Raw genomic sequence first — 19603 nt, 5'->3', positions numbered from 1 at the left:
CTGGGCGAATCAAACGTGGTCGCCGCGCGTGCGGCGCACGCGGCGGGCGCGCTTCGCTGAGTAGCTTTGTAGCCGTGACTGGGCAGTTGCGGCCGGACGTGCCGTCTCGATACCTGCTGTCCGCGTTCGCGCCGGAACCGCGCACACTCGTGGACATCCTCTACGACACCGCCGGCCGCTATCCCGACGCACCTGCGATCGACGACGGCGAGGTTCAACTCACCTACGCCGAACTGGTCAGCGACATCTCCGACAGCGTGCGATGGCTGGCCGCGCGGGGCATCGGGCGCGGTGACCGGATCGGGATCCGGATGCCGTCGGGCAGCTACGCGCTGTACGTCGCGATCCTGGCGACCCTGGCCACGGGCGCCGCGTACGTGCCCGTCGACGCGGACGATCCGCAGGACCGGGCCGACCTGGTGTTCTCCGAGGCCAACGTGGTCGCGATCATCACCGAAGCGGGGCTCACGCGAGGCCCCGGTTCCTCGAGGGGATGGCGCGCGGCGTCGCCGATCGGCCGCGACGACGCGTGGATCATCTTCACCTCGGGTTCCACCGGCACCCCGAAAGGTGTCGCGGTCACGCACCGCAGCGCCGCCGCATTCGTCGACGCCGAAGCTCGAATGTTCCTGCAGGACAATCCGATCGGACCGGGAGACCGCGTGCTCGCCGGGTTGTCCGTGGCGTTCGACGCGTCCTGTGAGGAGATGTGGCTGGCCTGGCGTCACGGCGCCTGCCTGGTGCCCGCGCCGCGCTCCCTGGTGCGCAGCGGCATGGACCTGGGACCGTGGTTGGTCGCGCGCGACATCACCGTCGTCTCCACGGTGCCCACCCTGGCTGCGCTGTGGCCCGCGGAGGCGCTCGAGGCGGTGCGGCTGCTGATCTTCGGCGGCGAAGCCTGCCCGCCCGAACTGGCCGAACGACTCGCGGTCGACGGCCGCGAGGTGTGGAACACCTACGGACCGACCGAGGCCACCGTCGTGGCGTGCGCGGCCCGGCTCTCGGGGAGCGGCCCGGTGAGCATCGGGCTGCCGCTGGCCGGCTGGGATCTCGCGGTCGTGGACGCAACCGGAAACCCGGTCGCCTACGGCGAGGTCGGCGAACTCGTCATCGGCGGTGTCGGCCTGGCGCGCTATCTCGATACCGGCAAGGACGCCGAGATGTATGCGCCGATGCCGGCGCTGGGCTGGTCACGCGCCTACCGCAGCGGGGACGTGGTGCGGCTGGAACCCGACGGCCTCTACTTCGTCGGCCGTGCCGACGACCAGGTCAAGGTCGGCGGGCGGCGCATCGAGCTCGGCGAAGTGGACACTGCGCTGGTCAACCTGCCGGGGGTGAGCGGCGGGGCCGTTGCGGTGCGCCGCACGACGGGTGGCACGCCGCTGCTGGTCGGCTACGTCGCGAGCACCGACCCGTCGTTCGACCTGGCCAAGGCCCGGGCCGCGCTCGCCGAGACGTTGCCCGCGGCGCTGGTGCCCCGGCTCGTGCTCGTCGACAAATTGCCGACACGCACATCGGGCAAGGTCGATCGCGACGCGCTGCCCTGGCCGGTCGGCGAAACCGAGGATCGAGACGACGGCCTGACCGGGACCGCGGGCTGGCTAGCCGGGCTGTGGCGCGACGTCCTCGCCGCCCCGGTGGACGGCCCGGAGGCCGACTTCTTCGCGTTGGGCGGCGGTTCGCTGTCGGCGGCGCAGCTCGTCGCCGCCCTGCGTGGGCGCCACCCGCAGGTGACCGTCGGCGACCTCTACGACCATCCCCGGCTGGGATCGCTCGCGGGCTTCCTCGACGAACTGGTTGCGCCGCCGCAGGTGCGTCCGCGCGAGGTCAAGCCGACGTCGCGGCTGACCCAGGCCGTTCAAGTCGTGATGTCGCTGCCGCTGGCGACCCTGACCGGACTGCAGTGGGTGGTGTGGCTGGCGCTGATCAACAACCTGTCGGCCGGTTTCGTGCGGTGGACCGCCCCGGTGAACTGGTGGTGGGTCGGTGCGGGCTTCGCCTTGTTCGTCACTCCGCTGGGCAGGATGGGTATCGCGGCGCTGTGCGCGCGGCTACTGCTCGGCGGCCTGGCGCCCGGCACCTATCCGCGCGGCGGCGCGGTCCATCTGCGAGTGTGGTTGGCCGAGCGGCTCGCCGAAGCCAGCGGAGCCGAAAACCTCGCCGGCGCACCGTGGTTGGCGTACTACGCGCGGGCGCTGGGCAACAAGGTCGGTAAGGGCGTGGACCTGCATTCGACGCCACCGGTGACCGGCATGCTCAAGCTCGGGCACCGCAGTTCGGTCGAACCCGAGGTCGACCTGTCCGGCCACTGGATTGACGGCGACCGGTTCCACGTCGGGCCGATCACCATCGGAAACGACGCGACGATCGGTGCGCGCACCACGCTGCTGCCGGGTGCCGTGGTCGGCAAGAACGCCGATGTGGCACCGGGTTCGGGTGTCGTCGGCAAGGTGAAGAACGGCCAATACTGGGCGGGGTCGCCCGCAGTGAAGTCCGGCAAGGTGCGGCACCCGTGGCCGGACCACCGGCCGCCGCACGCGCCGCTGTGGGTGCTGGTCTACGGCATCACCTCGATCCTGTTCGGCGGCCTGCCGCTGTTCGCGATTGCGGCCGGGCTGGCCGTGATCGGTTACGGCGTCCGCGGGACCGACTCGGTGACCGACGCGATCGCACCCGCCGTAGCGTGGACCCCGGTCGCGACGCTGGTGGCGGTCGTGGCCTATGCGCTGCTGACGGTGGTCGGGGTGCGGCTGCTGTCGCTCGGACTGCGGGAGGGCTACCACCCGGTCCGCAGCCGCGTCGGCTGGCAGATCTGGGCCACCGAGCGCCTGATGGACGCGGCGCGGAACTACCTGTTTCCGCTCTACGCGAGCCTGCTCACACCGTGGTGGCTGCGTCTTCTGGGCGCCAAAGTCGGCCGCGGAACCGAGATTTCGACGGCCTTGTTCACGCCGAAGTTCACCGTCGTGCAGGACGGTGCGTTCCTGGCCGACGACACCATGGTGGCGTCCTACGAATTGGGCGGGGGCTGGATTCACGTCGCGAAGGCCACCATCGGCAAGCGCGCGTTCCTCGGTAACTCGGGAATCACCCAGCCGGGCCGCAAGGTGCCCGATGACGGATTGGTCGCGGTGCTGTCGGCTGCTCCGCGTAAGGCCAAGGCCGGCTCCTCCTGGCTGGGCAGCCCGCCGGTCAGGTTGCGCCGCAAGCCGACTGCGGCCGACGCCCTGCGCACCTTTGCGCCGTCGCCGCGGCTGAAGCTGCTGCGCGGCCTAGTCGAGATATGCCGGATCGTCCCGCTGGTCGTAACGTTCGGGATTGGTGTCGCAGTGCTGCTTGTTCTGCAAGCACTGGCCGTGTCCGCCGGGTGGAGATGGGCCACACTGGGCTGCGGCGTGGTGCTGCTGGGGGCGGGCGCAGTGGCCGGAGTAACGGCTGTGCTGGCGAAATGGCTTGTGGTGGGGCGGATCGAGGCGGTGGAGCATCCGCTGTGGTCGCCGTTCGTCTGGCGCAACGAGATTTCGGACACCTTTGTCGAGACGGTCGCCGCACCGTGGTTCGCGCGCGCCGCCAGCGGCACGCCGGTGATGAACCTGTGGCTGCGTGCGCTGGGCGCCAGGATCGGCCGGGGAGTCTGGTGCGAGACGTACTGGCTGCCCGAGGCCGATCTGGTCACGCTTGAGACAGGGGCCACCGTCAACCGGGGCTGTGTGGTGCAGACCCACCTGTTCCACGACCGCATCATGCGGATGGACACCGTTGTGCTGGAACGGGGTTCGACGCTCGGCACGCATTGCGTCGCCCTGCCGGCGGCACGGATCGGCGCGGCGGCGACGGTCGGCCCCGCTTCGCTCGTCATGCGCGGCGACGAGGTACCTTCCTCGACCCGGTGGCAGGGCAACCCCATCGCACCGTGGCACGCGCTGCGCAAGAAGCGCGGCGGCTCGGCATCTTCGACCAGAGCACGGGCCGCGTGACGAGAACCAAGAAGAGGTCGGCTCCGGTCATCGACCCTTACGTGCCGGCCAGCGGCAACTTCGGGTATCGGGTCTCGCGCTACGAACTCGACCTCGACTACAAGGTCGCCATCAACCGGCTTGCCGGCACGGCCACCGTCACCGCGGTGTCGCTTGCGTCGTTGCGCACGTTCACGCTCGACCTGTCCGAGACGTTGTCGGTGACGAAGGTGAGCGTGAACGGCAGTCGTCCGCAACAGTTTCGGACCTCGTCAGGCAAGCTGTACGTCGCACTGCGCGAGGCGCTGCCGGCCGGCGCGGCCATGACGGTCGTCGTGCGCTACGGGGGCGCCCCGCGGCCGACCCGTTCGCTGTGGGGCGATGTGGGATTCGAGGAGCTGACGGACGGCGTGCTCGTCGCCGGTCAGCCGAACGGGGCGCCGACCTGGTTCCCCTGCGATGACCACCCGAGCTCCAAGGCGAGTTACCGCATCCAGGTCACGACTGAGAGCCCGTATCACGCAGTCGCCAACGGCGCGTTGGTGAGCCGGCGGGCGCGGGCCGGAATGACGACGTGGACCTATGAGCTACCGGAGCCGACGTCGACGTATCTGGTCACCTTGCAGGTCGGGTTGTATGACCGGCACCGCATGGCTAAGAACGGCGTACCCATGCACGCCGTGCTGCCGGAGCGGTTGCGGGAGAACTTCGAGCACGACTTCGCACGCCAATCGCAGATGATGAAGCTGTTCGTCGAATTGTTCGGACCATACCCGTTGGACGAGGGGTACACCGTCGTCGTGACCGATGACGACCTCGAGATACCGCTTGAAGCGCAAGGTGTTTCGATATTCGGGGCCAACCACTGTGACGGGAGGCGGGGCGCCGAGCGACTCATCGCACACGAACTTGCGCATCAGTGGTTCGGCAACTCGGTGACCGCGAAGCGGTGGCGGCACATCTGGCTGCACGAGGGATTCGCCTGCTACGCCGAATGGTTGTGGTCGGAGAATTCGGGTGGCCGCAGCGCTCATGACTGGGCGCACCATTACCACCGCCGACTGGCCTCGGCTGCGCAGGATCTCGTGCTCGCCGATCCGGGACCGCGTGACATGTTCGACGACCGGGTGTACAAGCGTGGCGCGTTGACGCTCCACGTGTTGCGACGCAGGGTGGGCGACTCCAATTTCTTCGCCCTGCTGCGTGATTGGACTGAGCGCTACCGGCACAGCTCAGTGGTTACTGACGATTTCACCGGGCTGGCGTCGCATTACACGAACGAGTCGCTGCGGCCGCTGTGGGACGACTGGCTGTACTCGACCGCGTTGCCCGCCTTGGACCCACCGTGACCGAGGCGGCCGGCGCGCCGTTCGATGCGCTCAGCGTCGGCGGCACATCATCGACCGGTCCGGCGGCGCGCAGCAGCGTCGCCCGGGTCGGCGCCGCGACCGCCGTCACTGCGCTGTGCGGTTACGCGGTGCTCTATCTGGCCGCCCGCGATCTCGAGCCTGCGGGTTTCTCGGTGTTCGGGGTGTTCTGGGGAGCGTTCGGCCTGGCGACGGGTGCGGCGTTCGGCCTGTTGCAGGAGGCCACCAGGGAGGTGCGCACCGCCGCAGGAGCCGTGTCTGACGGGCCGCACACCCACCCGGTTCGGGTGGCCGCTGTGGTGGGTCTCGTGTCAGCGGCGGCGATCGCAGTCAGTTCGCCGCTGTGGTCGGGGCACGTGTTCGTCGAGTCGCGCTGGCTTTCGGTCGTGCTGCTGGCTGTCGGGCTTGCCGGGTTCTGTTTGCACGCAACGTTACTCGGCGTACTGGCGGGCTTGAACAGGTGGACGGCTTACGGGTCGCTGATGGTCAGCGATGCGATCCTGCGGGTGGTGGTGGCGCTCGCGACGTTCTTGATCGGCTGGGGTCTGGTCGGCTACCTGTGGGCCACCGTCGCTGGGGCGGTGGCGTGGCTGCTCATGCTGATCGCCTCGCCCGCGACCCGAAGTGCCGCGGGGGTGCTGACGCCGGTCGGCACCGCGGCGTTCCTGCGGGGCGCATCGCATTCGATCGCAGCGGCGGCGGCGAGCGCGATCCTGGTGATGGGCTTTCCCGTGCTGCTCAAGGCAACCTCCGATGAATTGGGTGCTGCAGGCGGTGTGGTGATCCTGGCGGTGACGCTGACGCGCGCACCGCTGCTGGTTCCGCTGACCGCGATGCAGGGCAACTTGATCGCCCACTTCGTCGACCGGCGCGCGCACCGAATGCGGGCCCTGGTGACTCCGGCGGTGATCGTGACCGGCGTGGGCCTGCTCGGCGTACTGGCGGCCTGGCTGATCGGACCGTGGTTGTTGCGCAGCGGGTTCGGTGCGCAATACCGAGCGGACGGGGCCCTGCTGGCGTGGTTGACCGGCGCAGCGACCGCCATCGCGTTGCTCACGCTGACCGGTGCCGCCGCGGTGGCAGCGGCCCTGCACCGGGCGTATTCGCTGGGCTGGGTGTCGGCCACCGTGGCGTCGACGCTGCTGCTGTTGCTGCCGCTCGACCTGCCGACCCGCACGGTGATCGCGCTGCTGTGCGGGCCGGTGGTCGGCATTGCGGTGCACCTGGTCGCGCTGTCACGTCGAGGCGCGCGATGACGCCGGTGCAGGGCATATCCGGGGATACGTATGCTGGCTGCGTTCTACGGTGAGGAAGTTCGGATGACTTGGCTGGTGACGGGCGGCGCGGGATACATCGGTTCGCATGTGGTCCGTGCTCTCTCGGAAGCCGATCTGCCCGTCGTGGTGCTAGACGACTTCTCCACCGGGCTCGAGCGATTCGTTCCCTCGACTGTTCCGCTGGTGCGCGGCAGCCTGCTCGACGAACGACTCGTCACCCGTGCGCTCGAGGAGCATGACGTCGCCGGTGTCATCCATATCGCGGGCTTCAAATACGCGGGCGTCTCGGTGCAACGACCGATACACACCTACGAGCAGAACGTCTCGGCGATGGTCACTCTCCTCAAAGCGATGGAAGCGACCGGCACGGGCATGCTGGTGTTCTCGTCCAGCGCAGCCACGTACGGCACCCCAGACGTCGACCTGGTCACCGAGCAGACGCCGACAGCGCCCGAATCACCATACGGCGTCAGTAAGCTCGTGGGCGAGTGGATGATTCGCGATGCTGCCCGCGCGTCGGGGTTACGGCATACGAGCCTGCGCTACTTCAACGTGGTGGGGTCGGGTTCGCCGGAGTTGTTCGACGTCAGCCCACACAACCTTTTCCCGCTCGTGTTCGACATGCTCTGCCGCGGCGAGACCCCGCGGATCAACGGTGCCGACTACCCGACTCCCGATGGCACGTGCGTTCGCGACTACGTTCACGTGTCGGATCTGGCGCTCGCGCACGTCGCCGCCGCGAAGCGGTTGACCACCGGCGAACCGATCGAACCCGTCTACAACCTCGGCAGCGGCAGCGGCACATCGGTGCGCGAGATCATGTCGACGGTGCGCGATGTCACGGGATTCGAATTCGAACCGGCCATCGCCCCGCGCCGTCCGGGCGATCCCGCGCGCATCGTCGCCTCCGGTGAGCTGGCGGCGCGGGATCTGGACTGGCGGATGCGGCACTCACTGGAGGAGATGGTGCGCACCGCGTGGGACGCCCGCCGGCAAGCAGGGGACGCGCATCCGCGGTAACTCTGCGCGGGGCGGCTGGGTCGCTCGCGCCGCTCTCGCCCTGATCGTCGTGCAGTTGGCGATCCGGGCGGTCTTGGCGTTCGGCGGTTACTTCTACTGGGACGACTTGATTCTCATCGGCCGCGCGGGCACGCAGTCACTGCTGTCGCCGGCGTATCTGTTCGACGACCACGACGGCCACGTCATGCCCGGTGCGTTCCTCGTCGCGGGCGGCATCACTCGGCTGGCACCGCTGAACTGGATCGGTCCTGCAATCAGCCTACTCGTCCTGCAGTTGCTGGCGTCGTTGGCGCTACTACGGACGCTGCACATCATCCTCGGCTGGCGGCCGTTGTTGCTGTGGCCCTTGACGTTCGCGTTGTTCACCCCGCTGGCCGTGCCCGGATTCGCTTGGTGGGCAGCGGCACTCAACTCGCTGCCGATGCTCGCCGCGATGGCGTGGGTGTGCGGCGACGCCATTCTGTTGTCGAGCACCGGAAGACAGCGCTATGTCTTCACGGGACTGCTGGTGTACGCCGGCGGACTGTTGTTCTTCGAGAAGGCTGCGATCATCCCGTTCGTCGCATTCGCGGTGGTCGCGTTGCTGGCGTACGTCACAGACGCTGGCTCGGTGAAGTACGTGTGGCACAACGGTGTACGTCTCTGGGTGCCGTCGCTGGTGATGACGGCCGGATGGGCCGTGCTGTACATGGTCGTGGTCGACCAGAAGCGCTGGAGTTTGGATCTGTCGATGACGTGGGACCTGCTATCGCGGTCGGTGACGCACGGCATCCTGCCGGGGCTCGTCGGCGGCCCGTGGGACTGGCAACGCTGGGCGCCGGCGTCGCCGTGGGCCACGCCGCCGTTGACGGCGATCGTGCTGGGGGCGGTGGCACTGGCTGCGGCGGTGGCGGTTTCGATGTCGCGCAAGAAGCGAATCGGTGCGGTGTGGCTGGTGGCGGGCGGATACGCGGTGGCCTGTCAGATTCCCATCTACTTGATGCGCTCGTCGCAGTTCACCGCGTTGGAATTGGCGCAGACACTGCGCTACCTCCCAGATCTCGTCGTTGTGCTGGCGTTGCTGGCGGCGGTGGGCCTGTGCGCACCGAACCGGGCCGGCTCAGAGTGGTTGGACGCGTCACGCGGACGTACCGCGGTGATCTGGACGATCGCCGTCGCGTTCGTCGCTAGCAGCGCGTACTCGACGGCGACGTTCATGACGAGTTGGCGTGACAACCCGACGCGGGCGTACCTGCAGAACGCGGTGGCCGGGTTGGCCGACGCCGCCCGATTGTCCGATGCGCCGATGCTCGACCAGGAGGTCGACCCGATGGTGCTGCAGCGGGTGGTAGGACCAGAGAACCGCGCCAGCTACATGTTCGCGCTGTTGCATCCCCGCCCCGAGTTCGCGCCGGCGACAACGGAACTGCGCATGGTGGACAATGCCGGTCGAGTGGTCGGCGCGAAGGTCACCTGGGTGCGCAGCATCGCGCCGGGGCCGGCTCCAAACTGCGGCTATCTGGTTCAGCCCGATGTCCCGGTCCGGATGCCGTTGGACGGCCCGCTGCTGCCTGCGGACTGGACGGCGGAGATCAATTATCTGGCCAACAGCGACGGGTCGATGAAGATGTCGCTGTCGGAAGGGCACGAGGTCAAGGTGCCGGTGCGCCCAGGGCTGAACCGGGTGTTCGTCCGCCTGCCGGGCGCGGGGGACGCGATCGACGTGCGCGCGAACACGGCCGCGCTGTCGGTCTGCATCGCGTCCGGGCCGGTCGGATTCGTGGCACCGAGGTAGTTCGGGTGCTGGGATACTTGTTCGGTGAGTTCGATCGAGGCGTTCCTGACGACGTGGTCCGACGCGCGCGTGACCTACGGTGAGGGCGCCCCACAGACCGGTGCGCAGTACGACAACAGCGGCATGCTGCGGGGGTTGCAGTCGAACCTCGACTCCGCCGCGCCCGGCTCGCGATGGAGCGGCGGCGCGGCCACCAAGTACGCCGAGGCCAACACGGAGCATCGGCGCGTCATCGGCCAACTGGCCGACCTGGACCGAAGGTTGGCCGCCGAGGTCGACAATTCGGCGAGGTCGGTCGATGCGGGGCGCCGCAGCCTCGAAGGTTTGCGCAGGTGGGTCGTGGACGCCGCCGACAGCGTTCCGCCGGGCAAGAACGGCGACCAGTTGCGCATGGTCATCGCCCAGCGGGGACTTTCGCAACTGCAGGAGATCATGCTGCTGTCGAATGCCGAGGCCCACGATGTCGGCCGACGAATCGGGTTGTTGGAGCGCGAGTTTCACGCGTTGGGTAATCAGCGGTTCGGCGGCAAGGAAGGCGGGGGCGGCGATGTTCTTGACGATAAGGCTGTCGAGGACACGAAGAGGCGGGCTGAGGAGGATGTTCGTCGGGCGCTTGCGGGTGACCAGGCAGCAGCTGAACGGGTTGAGAAGGTTCTGAGCGGCATCCAGCAGGGAGGGGCCCTGTCACCCGAAGAAGGGTCATACCTGAGTCAGATGCAAGCTCAGCAGAATGGGATGTCCGTGAACGAACTGAAGGCTGCGGAGCAGAGACTTGGCAGCCATAGGGACGTCATCGGCGACTCATGGCAGCTGATGACCAATCCGAATGTCAGCTTCCCAAAGACTGATACGAAAGTCGGCGCTCTGGATGACTCAGGGCAGATGGTCAAAGGGGCCTTCGACCAGTTGCCGCAGAAAGTCCAAGAGGCGGTCAAGTCGCCCGGTGTCCTCTATGCCGAAGACATAAGTGACATCTCAGCGATCGTGCGGGACGGCAACCCGGCACTGCAAACCGGCACCGAGCTCGACAAAGAAATGCTGAATAAGGCTGACCGCATGATGGACACGCCGATCTGGGAGAAGGACCCGGCCAGTCATGGCAAGGACGTCGAGCGGGACCCCTACCTTGATCCGGTGGTATCTGAAGTTTTCTCCTCAGCCGGCCGTGATCACCCGGCCGTCGCCGAGCACATCACCGGTGGACAAGGCGAGGATTTCCTACATGACATCACCCACCACTATTGGAAAGACAACGGAGCGGCTGCCGGTTCGCTGCTCAGTTGGACGGGACACGAAGCTCTCGGTCCGCACTCAGGGATCGCTGCGGCGACAGCACAGGTTTATGCCGATTACATCGGAAAGCACGACGGTGACCTTCTTGCCCTCAACCATCACACCATCGGCGATATCAATCCAAACCTCGTGCGGGGGATCGCGGAAGGACTGACTCCATATATCCCGAACATCGCGGGAATGTCAGAAGGACAGCTACCAGGATTCGAGACCCCCGATTCAGATGATGCGATCGAGAAAGGCCTCATGCCGAGCGCCAAGGGGATCTTCTCTGTCATGAGCAGCGACGAAAAGGCGGGTGTGTTGTTCAACGGCGCCGCACAGCACCAAGCGGTGCTTGCGCAGGAGCGTTTCACCGAGGACTTCGAGAACCGTGTGCGCGGGCTCTCGTCACGATCCGGAGACCTGAATGATTCCGCGACGCTGCAGGGACTGGTCGATTCAGGCCTGCACAATGCGCTCTCCCACGAGAAGCTCAACGGCATCGAGCTGGAAAGGTCTGTCTACGAAGCGAAATCGCATGCCTTCGACATGGACAAGAGCATTCTGGAAGGTCTGGGAGGCAACCTCCCGGGTGTTGGCTCGGTGGTGGGTCCAGGTGTAGACGTGTTCGGGCAAGCGGCGAAGGACGCATTCATCGGGTCCGCTCCGACCGTCTCCCCTACAGATGCGAACGGAAACTACATTGCTCCCGACCTCCCCACGTCGGTCGCGAATGCGCAAGTCATCGGAGCACTCGTCAACGAAGGCGTCGAGATACCCGGTATACCGCCCGACTGGATCGTGCGCGAAGCCAACGGCGAAGCACGGATCATGTCCTTTGCCGAGGTGCAGAAGGCAGCACCGGAGCACCTGCTGACTTTCGGCGAGTACAACGAAAGGCTCTCGACAGCAGCGGAAGCGGTAATGGGGCAGAGCTTCGCCGTCGACGTGACTGATTCGATCGCGTACCGATACAACCAAGTGTCCGAAGTGCTCGATCCGCAGACCGAACAACCGGAACAACCGCGATGATGCTTCGAGGCTTAATCACACTGCTGTTCACTGGCTTTCTGCTCGTCGTCAGCGGGTGCTCTTCTGCCGCCGAACCTGAACTGCCCGACAGCCATGACACCAGCAGCGTGGCGCAGAAGCTCACAGGATCGGATGGGTCGTCGTTCTTGCGGGCCATCACGTCCTTCGAGTGGTCGGATGACGGCCGGCGGGCGGCGGAGACACTTGCCTGGGTTCCAGCCGACGCGAACTCACCTGACCTGAAGACCGCCGAGCAAGCCGGAGCGTCGGCGCATGCCATTGCAACGTTCCTTTCATCGAACCCGCAGAGCTGCACAGAAACGTCCGCGAGAAATCCGGAGCTCTTCGGCGCCTACGTCAAGGCGCTGATTCCCTACGTCGGTGCGATGGTCGGTGATCCCTCGGACACAGCAGGATTCGGCCCGCTCGATCCCCTTGATGGCTCGATGCCGGCCACGACGAAGTTGTTTGCGGCCATGGCCTGTGATGCCGGTGATGAATTCACCACCGCCGCATCTGAGCGTGCCTCCGCCTACGAGGAGGCATTTGCAGATTTTGCGGCCAAGAATCCAACTCTCGATGAACCGGATGACGTCCGAAATTACCTCTACCAGGCCGCTCGATTGAGCGGACTGATCTCCGCAGGCGCGCGCACTGCGCGCGTACAAGCTGATCCGACGACCGTGCAGACTCCATACCATGTGCAGTACCTGCTCGTGTCTCGGATGGTCCACGGCAGCGATCCGCGAATCAGCCCGGAATACTTCAGCTCTGACGGATCGCTGAAGTCTGCTCGAGAGCTCGACGGTGGAAGCTGGTCGCGCTACAACGGCCAACTGGCGAGCTACTTGACCTCATATCCGCAATTGGACGACGCGGTCAACGATTTCGGGAGGATATCGTCGTCGATCGGAAAGCCGTGACGCCGTGAGCGTACGACACATGCACCTGAACGGCGCCAATTGGAGCCACCTAGGAGAATCGAACTCCTGACCTGCTCATTACGAGTGAGCCGCTCTGCCGACTGAGCTAAGGTGGCGTGCCCTACAGGCGGGACGAGTCTACGGCAGCGTCCGCCGTGGACCCAACTCAGTCGCGCAACGCGCGGCCCACGGTGGCCACCATCGCGTCGACCGCGAACTTCGGCTTGACGTTGAGCGTCAGCGCTTCGCGGCACTCCAGCACCGCCTCGATGCAGCGCAGCAGCTTCTCCGGTGACGCGTGCGCGGCGATCTTGGCGACCTCGTCCGCCATGTCGGGATGGTTCCGCTGGACATCTCGGGCACTCGAGGCCACCAGCAGCGCATCACGGAAGTACGTCGCCAGGTCGATCAGCGCCCGGTCGAGCGAGTCGCGCGACGCGCGTGTCTTGCGTGACTTCTGCCGTCGCTCAAGAGCATTGAGTGCGCCCGCAGCTCCGCGCAGCGAACCGGCCGTGCCCTTTCCGGTGCCGCCCGCCCCGAGCGCGGTGCGCAACTCCTCGGTCTCGGCTTCGCTGCGGTCGACAGTCAACGCCAGGGCCTCGTCCTCGGCGGTCTTCACCAACTCCTCGGCGGCCGCGTAGGCCCGCGACGGCGTTGCCGCATCCCGCGCCAGCCCCAGCGCCCTCTTCCTGCGCTCACGCGCCGCCTCGTCGGTGGCCAGTCGCCTCGCCCTGCCGACATGGCCGCCGCTGACCGACGCCGCCCAGCGCGCCTCCTGCTCCGGCAACCCGTCGCTGCCAATCAGCACGTCTGCGATCGCGTCCACCGTCGGTGTCACCAGCGCCTCATGCCGGCAGCGCGAACGCAGCGTGATCGCGATGTCCTCGGGGTCCACCGACGGTGCACACAGCAGGAACACCGTCGAGGGCGGCGGCTCCTCCACCACCTTGAGCAGGGCGTTGGCCGCGCCCTCGGTCAATCGGTCGGCATCCTCGATCACCACGACCTGCCACCGCCCGGTGCTTGGCCGCCGCGACGCGATCTGCACGATGCCGCGCATCTCGTCGACGCCGATCGACAGCCCTTCCGGAATGATGCGCCGCACATCGGCATGCGTGCCGGCCATCGTCGTCGTGCACGCCCGGCACGCACCGCAGCCGGGCACACCGTCCGATGTGCACTGCAGCGCGGCCGCGAAACACAACGCCGCCACCGACCGGCCCGAGCCGGGCGGGCCCGTAATGAGCCACGCATGTGTCATGGTCCCGCGGACCTGTCCGATGTGAGCCGTCTCACCTCGTGCGGCGCGAGCGGCGGCCACCAACTCGGCCTCAACAGCGTGCTGGCCGACCAGACGTGAGAAAACCCCGGGCATCGCAGATAACAGTAATGCTGCGAACCGACACGTCCGTCTCACAGCACCCGTACACGTCCCCGATGCCCGATACGGTTGACGCGTGGCCATGGACGCGAGACCGATCGGGCGAATCAGCGCATTCGTCCGATGGGCTGCGCGCACCCCGTGGCCGGTGTTCACGCTGGGCATGGTGCAGGCCGACATCATCGGCGCACTTCTGGTCCTGAGCTTCCTGAGGTTCGGCCTGCCCCCCGAGGACCGCATCCAGCTGCAGGACCTGCCCGCGTTCAACCTCGCGGTCTTCCTCGGCTTCCTGTTCGTCTCGTTCACCATCGCGGCGTACTGGAGCCTGCGGTTGCTCATCCCCGTCATGCGCTGGCAGCGCCGCGACATGCTGCTCGGCGACCGGGGTGACCCTGCCGACACCGAGGTGGCGCGCACCCGGGCGCTGAAGATGCCGTTGTACCGCTCGGTGATCAACGCGGTGAACTGGTTTCTCGGCTCGGTGGTGTTCATCGTCGCCAGTTGGCCGGTGGCCAGCAAGTCAGCGCCGGTGGTCGCCGTGGCAACGGGCCTGGGCGCCACCGCGACCGCGATCATCGGCTACCTGCAGTCCGAGCGGGTGCTGCGGCCCGTGGCGGTGGCCGCCCTGCGCGGCGGGGTCCCGGAGAACTTTCGCGCCCCGGGTGTCGTCCGGCGCCAGGTGATGACGTGGGTGCTGTCCACCGCGGTGCCGATCATCGCGATCGTGCTGGCCTTGGTGGCCAGCAAGTTCGAGATCCTCACCGCATCCGCCGACCGCCTCATCACGCCGATCCTGATCCTGGCGATCGCCGCGCTGGTGGTCGGGCTGGCCGGCACCGTGTTGGTCGCGATGTCGATCGCCGACCCGCTCCGTCAATTGCGGTGGGCCCTGGGCGAGGTGCAGCGCGGCAACTACAACGCGCACATGCAGATCTACGACGCCAGCGAGCTCGGCCTGCTGCAGGCCGGCTTCAACGACATGGTGCGCGACCTGGCCGAACGGCAGCGGTTGCGAGACCTGTTCGGACGCTACGTCGGGGAGGACGTGGCTCGCCGCGCGCTGGAGCGGGGCACCGAACTGGGCGGTGTGGAGCGTGACGTCGCGGTGCTGTTCGTCGACCTGGTCGGCTCGACGCAGCTGGCCGCGACGATCCCGGCCGCCGAGGTCGTCAGCCTGCTCAACGACTTCTTCCGCGTCGTGGTCGACACGGTCAACCGGCACGGCGGCTTCGTCAACAAGTTCCAGGGTGACGCCGCACTGGCCATCTTCGGCGCACCGATCGAGCATCCCGACGCGTGTGGTGCCGCGTTGGCCGCCTCGCGAGAACTGCACGACGAGCTGATCGAAGTGCTGGGCCAGACGGAATTCGGCATCGGGGTGTCGTCCGGCCGCGCTATCGCCGGGCATATCGGCGCGCAGGCGCGCTTCGAGTACACGGTGATCGGCGATCCGGTCAACGAGGCGGCGCGGCTGACCGAGCTGGCCAAGCTCGAAGAGGGCCACGTGCTGGCGTCGGCGATCGCGGTCAGCGGCGCGCTCGACGCCGAGGCGCTGTGCTGGGACGTCGGCGAGATCGTCAACTTGCGCGGGCGTGTCGCGCCGACACAGTTGGCCAGGCCGTTGAACCTGATCGCACCGAACCGAGCCGACGCCGAATGTGAAGTGGTGTCCGAAGAAGCGCGCTGACCTCGCGCACACGCTCGGGCGGACTAGCTCTTCTTGGCGGCCTTCTTCGCGGTGGTCTTCTTCGCAGTCTTCTTGGCCGCCTTCTTCGTTCGCTTCACCGGACCGCGCGCTCGTCGGTCGGCGAGCAGCTCGGCGGCGCGCTCATCGGTGATCGACAACACGTCGTCGCCCTTGCGCAGGCTGGCGTTCGTCTCGCCGTCGGTGACATAGGGACCGAACCGGCCGTCCTTGATCACCATCGGCTTGCCGGTGGCCGGGTCCTCGCCGAGCTCGCGCAGCGGCGGGGCGGCTGCGCGCTGCCCGCCACGACGTTTCGGCTCCGAGTAGATCTTCAGCGCTTCCTCGAGCGTGATGTCGAACATCTGCTCTTCGGTCGCCAGGGAGCGAGAATCGGTACCGCGCTTGAGGTATGGGCCGTAGCGACCGTTCTGCGCGGTGATCTCCTCTTGCGTGTTCGGGTCGACGCCGACGACCCGGGGCAACGACAGCAGCCGCAACGCGTCCTCGAGGGTCACCGTCTCCAAGTCCATCGACCGCAGCAGAGAACCGGTCCGCGGTTTGGGACCCGTCGGCTTCTTGCCCTTCTTGGCGCCCGCGGCGGCGTCGCCCTCGTCCGGCGGCTCGGGAAGCACCTCGGTCACGTACGGTCCGTAGCGACCGTCCTTGGCGACGATCTCGTGACCGGTCTGCGGGTCGATGCCCAGCGATCGGCCCTCTTGCGGTGTGGCGAAAAGCCTTTCGGCGAGCTCCAACGTCAGCTCGTCGGGCGTGAGCTCGTCCTTGAGGTTGGCCCGCTGCGGGGTCGGTTCACCGTCGTCCCCGGTGACCATTCGCTCCAGGTATGGGCCGTTCTTGCCCACCCGCACGTAGATCGGACGGCCTTGCTCGTCGTCGAAGAGCTTGATGGAGTTGACTTCTCGCGCGTCGATCTCCTCGAGGTTCACCCCGACGAGCTTCTTGAGTCCACCGGAGCGCGCGATCGAGTCCTCGACCCCGTGATCGCCACCGAAGTAGAAGTTGTTGAGCCAGTTGGTCCGTCGTTCGTTCCCGGCCGCGATCGCGTCGAGCTCGTCTTCCATCGCCGCGGTGAAACCGTAGTCGACGAGGCGGCCGAAATGCTGCTCGAGCAGACCGATCACGGCGAACGCCACCCACGACGGCACCAGCGCGCTGCCGCGCTTCATGACGTAGCCACGGTCCTGGATCGTCTTGATGATCGACGAGTACGTCGACGGCCGCCCGATGCCGAGGTCTTCGAGCGCCTTGATCAGCGAGGCCTCGGTGTAGCGGGCCGGCGGCGCCGTGTTGTGCCCGTCGGCGGTGAGTTCCTTGGCGTCGACGCGCTGGCCCTGCGTGAGGTTCGGCAGCCGGCTCTCAGCGTCGTCGGCCTCGCCGCCCGCCTGATCGTCGATGCTCTCGACGTAGGCCTTCAGGAAGCCGGGGAACGTGATCGTGCGGCCGGACGCGTTGAACACGACCTGCTGTCCATCCGCGGCGGTTCCGGCGATCCGCAGCGACAGCGTCGTACCGCGGGCGTCGGCCATCTGCGAAGCCACGGTGCGTTGCCAGATCAGCTCGTAGAGCCGGAACTCGTCGGTGTCGAGCTGGCTGTGCAACTGGCCGGGCGTGGAGAACACGTCACCGGCGGGCCGGATGGCCTCGTGCGCCTCCTGCGCGTTCTTCACCTTGCGGGTGTACTGGCGCGGCGACGGGTGCAGGTACTCCTCGCCGTAGAGCTGGCGGGCCTGGTTGCGCGCGGCTTCGACAGCGCTCGCCGACAGAGTCGTCGAGTCGGTGCGCATATAGGTGATGTAGCCGTTCTCGTAGAGCCGCTGGGCGATGCTCATCGTGCGCTCCGAGGAGAACCTCAGCTTGCGTCCCGCCTCCTGCTGCAGCGTCGACGTCATGAACGGCGCGTACGGCTTGCGGGTGTAGGGCTTCTGCTCGACCGAGCTCACGGCCAGCTGCGCCCCACGCAGTCCGGTCGCCAGGGCATTCGCGGCCGCCTCGTCGAGCACCAGCACCTCGTCGGGCTTGCGGACCTGTCCCAGCGAGTCGAAGTCGCGCCCGGTGGCCACCCGGCGTCCGTCGACCGAGTTGAGTTTCGCCGTGAACGTAGGCGGGGAGGCCTGCGCGTCGGAGACGCTGGCGTCGAGCTCCGCGGTGACGTCCCAGTAGCCTGCGCTGCGGAACGCCATGCGCTCGCGCTCGCGCGACACGATGATGCGCGTGGCGACCGACTGCACCCGGCCGGCCGACAACTTCGGTGCCACCTTCTTCCACAGCACCGGGCTGACCTCGTAACCGTAGAGGCGGTCGAGGATGCGGCGGGTTTCCTGTGCGTCGACCAGGTCACTGTCCAGGTCGCGGGGATCCTCGGCGGCGGCCCGGATGGCCGGCTCGGTGATCTCGTGGAACACCATCCGCTTGACCGGGACGCGCGGCTTGAGCGTCTCGAGCAGATGCCAGGCGATGGCCTCGCCCTCCCGGTCGCCGTCCGTGGCCAGATAGAGCTCGTCGACGTCCTTGAGCAGGTCTTTCAACTCGGCGACGGTGCTCTTCTTCTCGGGGCTGATGATGTACAGCGGCTCGAAGTTGTGATCGACGTCGACGCCGAGTCGCGCCCACGGCTCCGACTTGTACTTGGCCGGCACGTCGGCGGCGTTGCGCGGCAGGTCGCGGATGTGCCCGCGGGAAGATTCGACGATGTAGTTGGAACCCAGGTAGCCGGCGATTTTGCGCGCCTTGGTAGGCGACTCGACAATCACGAGCCGCCGGACGTTACCGTTGCGACCACCGCCGCGGTCCCCGTCTGCCACCTTTACTTACGCTCCACTTCGTCAATCGCCGACATGGCGCCGAATTCCGCATGCTGCGGCCCCTCGACCCCGTCGGCAACTGACAATTTCGCACCCCGCGCGACCCGACGCAAACTGGCCCCCCTCGATACACGTGTCAAATACGCGGCCACTGGTGGAACGCCTCCACATTGCCCGGCGGTTCCCCCACGTTCTCTACCAGGCGCGATAACCGTCGCCGACCGCTGATCCGCAAGGCCGGGCGAGAGCCGCGAGTGCCGATCAGCGTCGGCGCGATCCCCACCCGCATCATTGCCGACGCAAGCGGCGAGTGCGTGTCCGGCGCGTGCGGATCCAACCCGAGCAGATAGCGATCGGCCTCCGGTGCGCCCGCCGCCAACGTCCAGGCCCTCAGCTCGCGCGGCCCAGGCAACCACTGCGGGGGCACGGTCTTGACGGCGCCGCGGGTCCACTCGGCTGCGATGCCCACCAGCCGGGGGTCGACCGTGGTGCGCACCAGCGGCGTGTGCTCGTCGGTGCGGGCGATTTCCGGCTGCAGGCCGGCCTCGACGATCATCTCGGCCAGCGCCTCCGCCCGCCACATGTGGTCGACCACCACCGACAGCCGCGCACCCTGCTGTGAGCCCGAACCGATCACGACCACCTGGCCCGGCGCGGCGAGCACCCCGGTGAGATCGGCGACCGCGGGGGGCACCGACTCCGCCGAGAAGAACGACAGCTGGCTCACAGACCGACAGTAAGCCAGGCGACGACATCTGCTGTGTCGGCTCGGCCGAAGCGCGCCGTAATAGCGAACACCCCGCCGCAGCCGGTCTCGGATGCGCGCGGGGTGTCGCCTTCAGTTCGTGTTGGTCGCTCTAGACGGCCCGAACACCCGTGGCCTGAGGCCCCTTGGGGCTCTGGCCGACCTCGAACTCGACTTTCTGGTTCTCCTCCAGGGTGCGGAAGCCGCTGCCCTGAATCTCCGTGTAGTGGACAAAGACGTCAGCGGACCCGTCCTCCGGGGCGATGAAGCCGAAGCCCTTCTCCGCGTTGAACCACTTCACAGTTCCCTGTGGCATTTCCTGTTGTTTCCTTCTCTTATTCACCGGG

The 19603-nt window shown here is 67.3% G+C and carries 12 protein-coding genes and 1 tRNA gene; 8 read left to right on the top strand and 5 right to left on the bottom strand.

Going from position 1 to position 19603, the window contains the following annotated elements; genetic code table 11:
• Nucleotides 1–74 precede the first annotated feature (74 nt).
• The 7 genes from A5663_RS16640 to A5663_RS16610 all read left to right on the top strand — a co-directional run bounded on the left by A5663_RS16640 (nt 75) and on the right by A5663_RS16610 (nt 12624).
• On the top strand, nt 75–3977 hold the full coding sequence (locus tag A5663_RS16640; protein WP_068151291.1) for a Pls/PosA family non-ribosomal peptide synthetase: 3903 nt from the start codon (nt 75–77) through the stop codon (nt 3975–3977).
• Nucleotides 3974–5305: a M1 family metallopeptidase gene (locus tag A5663_RS16635; RefSeq protein WP_068151360.1), complete on the top strand. Its 1332-nt coding sequence runs from the start codon at nt 3974–3976 to the stop codon at nt 5303–5305. The genes A5663_RS16640 and A5663_RS16635 overlap by 4 nt, the downstream gene beginning before the upstream one ends.
• On the top strand, nt 5302–6579 hold the full coding sequence (locus tag A5663_RS16630) for a hypothetical protein (protein WP_068151288.1): 1278 nt from the start codon (nt 5302–5304) through the stop codon (nt 6577–6579). Before A5663_RS16635 ends, A5663_RS16630 begins: the two co-directional genes overlap by 4 nt.
• A gap of 63 nt (nt 6580–6642) precedes the next feature.
• Nucleotides 6643–7620 carry a UDP-glucose 4-epimerase GalE gene (gene galE / locus A5663_RS16625; protein ID WP_068151357.1) on the top strand — a complete coding sequence of 326 codons (978 nt, stop codon included), beginning with the start codon at nt 6643–6645 and terminating at the stop codon, nt 7618–7620.
• The gene (locus A5663_RS16620) at nt 7610–9394 is read left to right on the top strand and encodes a hypothetical protein (protein ID WP_197503432.1); all 1785 of its coding nucleotides are present in this window, start codon (nt 7610–7612) and stop codon (nt 9392–9394) included. The genes galE and A5663_RS16620 overlap by 11 nt, the downstream gene beginning before the upstream one ends.
• 24 nt (nt 9395–9418) lie before the next feature.
• Nucleotides 9419–11701, top strand: coding sequence for an EspA/EspE family type VII secretion system effector (locus A5663_RS16615; RefSeq protein ID WP_068151282.1), 2283 nt, complete (start codon nt 9419–9421; stop codon nt 11699–11701).
• A complete protein-coding gene (locus A5663_RS16610) occupies nt 11698–12624 on the top strand; it encodes a hypothetical protein (RefSeq protein WP_068151278.1) in 927 nt (308 codons plus the stop codon). The genes A5663_RS16615 and A5663_RS16610 overlap by 4 nt, the downstream gene beginning before the upstream one ends.
• A 40-nt stretch (nt 12625–12664) precedes the next feature.
• Here A5663_RS16610 and A5663_RS16605 read toward each other — a convergent pair.
• Nucleotides 12665–12740 (bottom strand) — tRNA-Thr (locus tag A5663_RS16605).
• A gap of 50 nt (nt 12741–12790) precedes the next feature.
• Nucleotides 12791–13999 (bottom strand): DNA polymerase III subunit delta', encoded by a 1209-nt coding sequence (locus A5663_RS16600; RefSeq protein ID WP_068151274.1) that lies wholly within the window; start codon nt 13997–13999, stop codon nt 12791–12793.
• An 88-nt stretch (nt 14000–14087) separates the two neighbouring features.
• Between A5663_RS16600 and A5663_RS16595 the strand changes: the two genes are divergently transcribed.
• Nucleotides 14088–15692: an adenylate/guanylate cyclase domain-containing protein gene (locus A5663_RS16595; protein WP_231976811.1), complete on the top strand. Its 1605-nt coding sequence runs from the start codon at nt 14088–14090 to the stop codon at nt 15690–15692.
• A gap of 23 nt (nt 15693–15715) precedes the next feature.
• Here the strand turns inward: A5663_RS16595 and topA are convergent, their stop codons facing one another.
• The 3 genes from topA to A5663_RS16580 form a co-directional block, all read right to left on the bottom strand.
• Nucleotides 15716–18511, bottom strand: a complete 2796-nt coding sequence (gene topA, locus A5663_RS16590) for a type I DNA topoisomerase (RefSeq protein ID WP_068151269.1) — start codon at nt 18509–18511, stop codon at nt 15716–15718.
• Between the two features lie 136 nt (nt 18512–18647).
• Entirely contained in the window at nt 18648–19238 is a 591-nt protein-coding gene (locus tag A5663_RS16585) for a hypothetical protein (protein ID WP_068151264.1), read from the bottom strand.
• 130 nt (nt 19239–19368) lie between these two features.
• Entirely contained in the window at nt 19369–19572 is a 204-nt protein-coding gene (locus A5663_RS16580) for a cold-shock protein (RefSeq protein WP_006243848.1), read from the bottom strand.
• Nucleotides 19573–19603 lie beyond the last annotated feature (31 nt).

Source organism: Mycobacterium sp. E740 (genome assembly GCF_001672895.1).
Classification (GTDB): Bacteria; Actinomycetota; Actinomycetes; order Mycobacteriales; family Mycobacteriaceae; genus Mycobacterium.
The sequence above is the reverse complement of the archived record's forward strand: the minus strand, read 5'-3'. Positions and strand labels throughout refer to the sequence as shown.

Excerpts from the sequence above, each read along its gene's own strand:
- galE (WP_068151357.1), top strand. The coding sequence starts at position 6,643 with ATGACTTGGCTGGTGACGGGCGGCGCGGGATACATCGGTTCGCATGTG.
- A5663_RS16580 (WP_006243848.1), bottom strand. The coding sequence starts at position 19,572 with ATGCCACAGGGAACTGTGAAGTGGTTCAACGCGGAGAAGGGCTTCGGC.
- A5663_RS16610 (WP_068151278.1), top strand. The coding sequence starts at position 11,698 with ATGATGCTTCGAGGCTTAATCACACTGCTGTTCACTGGCTTTCTGCTC.
- A5663_RS16595 (WP_231976811.1), top strand. The coding sequence starts at position 14,088 with ATGGACGCGAGACCGATCGGGCGAATCAGCGCATTCGTCCGATGGGCT.
- A5663_RS16600 (WP_068151274.1), bottom strand. The coding sequence starts at position 13,999 with ATGCCCGGGGTTTTCTCACGTCTGGTCGGCCAGCACGCTGTTGAGGCC.